The organism is Frankia sp. Allo2 (assembly GCF_000733325.1).
Taxonomy (GTDB): Bacteria; Actinomycetota; Actinomycetes; order Frankiales; family Frankiaceae; genus Frankia; species Frankia casuarinae.
Genome location: NZ_JPHT01000080.1, coordinates 1 through 4,804, shown reverse-complemented (window position 1 = coordinate 4,804; position 4,804 = coordinate 1). Strand labels below are relative to the sequence as shown.

2 protein-coding genes and 4 pseudogenes are annotated in these 4,804 nt (G+C 69.4%); 5 read left to right on the top strand and 1 reads right to left on the bottom strand.

Annotated elements, in window-relative coordinates:
• The 5 genes and pseudogenes from ALLO2_RS27700 to ALLO2_RS22645 form a co-directional block, all read left to right on the top strand.
• Positions 1-370, top strand: a pseudogene (locus ALLO2_RS27700) (IS5/IS1182 family transposase); the annotation flags it as partial.
• A 414-nt stretch (positions 371-784) separates the two neighbouring features.
• Positions 785-1,687, top strand: a pseudogene (locus tag ALLO2_RS22655) (transposase); the annotation flags it as partial.
• A gap of 92 nt (positions 1,688-1,779) precedes the next feature.
• The gene (locus ALLO2_RS28515; protein WP_023839872.1) at positions 1,780-2,868 is read left to right on the top strand and encodes a transposase; all 1,089 of its coding nucleotides are present in this window, start codon (positions 1,780-1,782) and stop codon (positions 2,866-2,868) included.
• Entirely contained in the window at positions 2,774-3,520 is a 747-nt protein-coding gene (locus ALLO2_RS26755; protein WP_369808209.1) for a transposase, read from the top strand. The genes ALLO2_RS28515 and ALLO2_RS26755 overlap by 95 nt, the downstream gene beginning before the upstream one ends.
• A pseudogene (locus ALLO2_RS22645) lies at positions 3,490-4,194 on the top strand (transposase); the annotation flags it as partial. The gene ALLO2_RS26755 and the pseudogene ALLO2_RS22645, both read left to right, overlap by 31 nt.
• A gap of 220 nt (positions 4,195-4,414) precedes the next feature.
• Here the strand turns inward: ALLO2_RS22645 and ALLO2_RS26750 are convergent.
• A pseudogene (locus ALLO2_RS26750) lies at positions 4,415-4,804 on the bottom strand (IS630 family transposase); the annotation flags it as partial.

Below are 4,804 nucleotides of genomic sequence, written 5' to 3'. Positions count from 1 at the left end.
CTGCACGGTGTGGCCGGACGGGTCGACTGGTCATCGGCGATCGTGGACGCGGCCAGCCTGCGAGCGAAAAAAGGGAAGCCTGACCGGTCCGAACCCGGTCGACCGCGGCAAACCGGGCTCGAAGATCCATCAGCCGGAACGACGGCGTTTCCTGCGTCGGCGCGGTATCGCGGTGCGGATCGCCCGCCGTGGTGTGGACAGTACCGAACGCCTCGGCCGGCACCGGTGGAAAGTCGAGAGAACCCTGGCCTGGCTCGGTGGCTACCGCCGNCTNANCNNNCGNTANGAACGNAACGGCTACAACTTCCTCGGGTTCCTCTGCCTGGCTGCCGCGATCACCTGCTGGAAGAAGCTCCCACGCTCGACGTAAGACACGCTCTAAGAACCGTTTGATCTTGGTTGCTGGCCCTGAAATCGCCGTTCGGCCGGTCGCTACCCGGGCCCTGACCAGGGGTGATGCCCAGTGACCGCGCCGAGGTCTACATCATCTAGCGAATCGAACAGGCGTTCCGCATACCTGGCGGTTCCGGGCGCCTCGGCCCGCATCGTGACCGTGATCGTCGGTGTGGTGGTCGCGTTGACGTTCCTCTTCGGGTTCGGGAACAGCCTCGCGCTCGGGGTGCGGATGGGGGTCCCGATCTGGGTGGCGCCGTAGTCGCACCAGCGGTGGACCTGTCCGTGGTCGCGCTGCTAGAGCGCCGGTCAGGTAGCCGTATGTGAGCTGTGGTAGGCGGCACCGGTCGGCGGGTGTCATGTGCCCGTCTTGATCGGAAGGTGCTGGCTGATGCGTCCTGGGATATGGGCTCCGCCGGTGGAGCCCTCGACCGCGGAACAGACTGTGATCAGGCTGGTGCGGCGGGCGNAGCTGTTCGTGTTNCTGCGCCGGNATCGCCACGAGCTGTTCGACGAGGCGTTCCAGACCGAGCTGGCCGAGGTCTACCGCGACAGTCCGAAAGGGCAGCCGGCGCAGTTGGCGTTGGCGCTGATCCTGCAGGCCTATACCGGTGTCTCCGACGACGAGGTGATCGAGGCGACGGTGATGGACCGGCGTTGGCAGCTGGTTCTGGACTGTCTGGACACCGACCGGTCTCCCTTCTCCAAGGGCACCCTGGTGGGCTTCCGCGCCCGGCTGATCGGCGCCGGGTGGGACCGGCGGCTGGTCGAATGCACCGTCGAGATCGCCACGGTGACGAAGGGCTTCGGGCCGCGGGCGTTACGCGCAGCGTTGGACTCCAGCCCGCTGTGGGGTGCCGGCCGGGTGGAGGACACCCCGAACATGATGGGACACGCCCTGCGCAAGGCCCTGGGTGTGATCGCGGCTCAGCAGGGGTGGGGGCGGGCCGAGGGAACCAGGGTCCTGGCCGGCCAGGCCGGGGCACCGGTGCTGGCCGGGTCCAGCCTCAAAGCCGCGTTGGACGCCGACTGGGACGATCCCGACGAGCGGGACCGTGCCCTGGCGGTGGTGCTGGCCGCCCTGGAGGCGGTGGAGNCCTTCGTGGCCGCCCAGCCCGCCCCGGAGGCGGCCGAAGCCGCTGTCGCGGTGGCCCGTCAGGTCCGCGACCAGGACGTCGAGGTCACCACGGCCGGGACAGCGCGGCTGCGCCGCGGGGTCGCCAAAAACCGGCGGATCAGCGTGGAAGACCCGGACATGGCCCACGGCCGTAAGTCCCGCTCCGTCCTGGTCGACGACTCTGCTGCTTAATTCGGCTGGGTGTCGTTGGTGCGGCATGATCTCCTCTGCGGTCCTGGTCGTGTCGTGGGCTGCGGGAGGTGGAGTGCATGTCGTTGCAGCCGAAGGGGCTGCCCGAGATCCCGGCGCAGACCGTGGCGGTCGCCCGGGCGGCGTTCCCGCGTGGGACGTTGGCGATGCGGCTGCGGGACCGGCTGGCCGAGGTGTTGGTCGATGAGCCGTTCACCGGGGCGTTCGGGCGCCGGGGGGCGCCGGGTCTGCCGCCGGCGGTGTTGTCGCTGGTCACGGTGCTGCAGTTCACCGAGAACCTGACCGACCGGCAGGCTGCGGCGATGGCGGTCCGCGCGATCGACTGGAAGTACGCGCTCGGCGCGGAGCTGACCGATACCGGGTTCGACCCGACGGTGCTGTCCCGGTTCCGCGCCCGGCTGGCCGACCACGGCCTGGAACGGGTGGTCTTCGACCGGCTCCTGCAGGCCTGCGTCGACCAGGGCCTGATCGGCGGCGGTCGCAGGGCGCGCACCGACTCCACCCATGTGATCAGCGCGGTCCGGGACCTAAACCGGACCGAGCTCGCCGGGGAAAGTGTGCGGGCGGTGTTGGAGGCCCTCGCGGTCGCGGCCCCCGGCTGGCTGGCCGACACCGTGGGCATCGACGAGTTGGCGCATCGCTACGGCGAGCGGGTCAACGGGTGGACGATGCCGTCGTCGAAGACGGCCCGGGACCGTCTTGCCGTGGTGTTCGGGCAGGACGCGCTCGCCCTGTGCCGGGCGGTCGCCGCTTCCACCGCGCCGGGCTGGCTGGGCGAGATCCCCGCGGTGGCGTTCCTGCGCGAGATGCTGGTGCAGACCTACTACCTGTCCACCGATCCTGTCCACCGATCCCCGGGGACGGGAGGTGATCGCAAAGCGGGACGCCGACAGACAGGGTGTCCCGCCTGGACATCGTCGCTTGGCCTCCCCCTACGACCGCGATGCGCGGTGGGCGGCCAAGGGCGACGACCTGTTCTGGTGCGGCTACAAGGTCCACCTCACCGAAACCTGCGACCCTCCCCCCGGAGCCGGAGCCGGAGCCGGAGCCGACGTGTTGCCGTTACGGCTGATCACGAACGTTCTCACCACCCAGGCGAGCGTCCCGGACGTGAAGGCCACCGAGATCGTCCAGGCCAGCCTCGCTGAGCGTGGCCTCACCCCGGGCGAGCACTACCTCGACGCCGGCTACTCCAGCGCCGACCTCATCCACGACGCCGCCACCCGGGGCATCACCATGGTCACCCCAGCCCTCCTCGACCACTCACCCCAGGCCAAGGCCAACGCCGGGTTCGACAAGGCCGCGTTCCGGATCGACTGGAAAGCCCGCCAGGTCCGCTGCCCGCAGGGCCACACCAGCACCGCCTGGTACCCCGTCCGCCAGCACGAACGCGACGCCATCGTCGTCGCGTTCGCCCGCACCGACTGCCACCCCTGCCCCACCCAGAAAGCGTGCACCACCTCCACCCGCCGCACCCGTTACCTCAGCCTGCGCCCCCGAGAACTCCACGAAACCCTGGCCACCGCCCGCGCCGAGCAGGCCACCGACACCTGGAAGNCCAGGTACGCCCTGCGCGCTGGGATCGAGGGCACGATCAACCAGGCCCTCGACGTCACCGGCCTGCGCAACGCCCGCTACCGCGGCCTGCCCAAGACCCGCCTCCAACACGCCTTCTCCGCCACCGCGGTCAACGTCCTCCGCCTCGACGCCCACTGGAACCCCGACCAGCCACCCTTCACACCCCGCGCCAGCAGGCTCACCCGCCTCAGCCAGCAGCGCACAACCCCAACCGCGAATTAAGCAGCAGAGTCGTCGACGGGTACAAACGCCACGTGGTCACCGACCTGGACACCGGGCTGGTGCCCGCGGTCGGGCTCACCCCCGCCAACGTGCCCGAAGCCACCGTCACCAACACAATCAGCGACGACCTGGCCGCCCAGAATCTCCGCCTGACCGAGCTCCACATCGACCGGGCCTACCTGTCTTCCACCCTGGTGCGTGACCGCGACCCCAACCTGGAGATCTTCTGCAAGGCGTGGCGGGTACGTAATGCCACCNGCCGGNATGCCAAGACCGCCTTCACCCTGGACTTCGACCGCGGCCTGCTCACCTGCCCCCAGCAGGTCACGATGCCCTTCGCCCCAGGCCGCACCGTGCGTTTCCCCGCGAAGGTCTGCGCGGCCTGCCCCCTGCGAGAACGATGCACCACCAGCGCGACGGGGCGCAGCGTGACCATCCACCCCGACGAAGCCCTGCTCACCGAGCTCCGCGAACGCCAGCACNCCCCCGCCGGCCGCGCCCGCCTCCGCGAACGCACCAAAGTCGAACACACCCTCGCCCACATCGGCCACTGGCAAGGCCGCCGCGCCCGCTACCACGGACAGCGCAAGAACCTGTTCGACCTCCGCCGCACCGCCGTCGTCCACAACCTCCACGTCATCGCCCGCCAAAAACACGATCAGCAAGCAGCCTGATGACTACTTGACCGGCGCTCTAGGCACCAGGCACCTCGCGGTCCATGGCGGGCCCGAGGTGGTGCTGCGCGCGGCGCGGCGCCTGCTCCTGTTCGCCAGCCTCGTCATACTGTCCTTGAACATCGCCGAACCGTTGATCGCCGGCCACTGCGGACGCGCCGCGTTCGACGCGGTCGGTTCTCTCCGCTTAGTGGTTGAGGCTGGAAGTCCTTTGGGGGTGTTAGGCGGCCTGCGCGAGGGCTCTGGCACTTGGTTCGGACTCCACCCGACTCCCGTGATCATTGGTGTCGGGTGGTGGGACGGGCAACCGAGCGACGGAGCCCGCGACGGCTGGTGCTGTGTCGTCGTCGAGGCGGGCGAGGNGGCGTTCGAGGTCGGCCGCGGTGTACTTCCACTTGAACGGTGTGGCGGTGACGTTGTAGCGGTCGACGAACGCTGTCAGGGTGTCGGCGAGCACGTCGAGGCTGGCGAAGTCGCAGGGTGACACGACCTTCCGTTGGACGAGCGAGAAGAAGATCTCCACTTGGTTCAGCCATGAGGCGTGTGTCGGGGTGTGGATCAGGATGCGGTTCGGGTGGGCGGCCCTGAGTCGGTTGATCGAGGCCTGGCC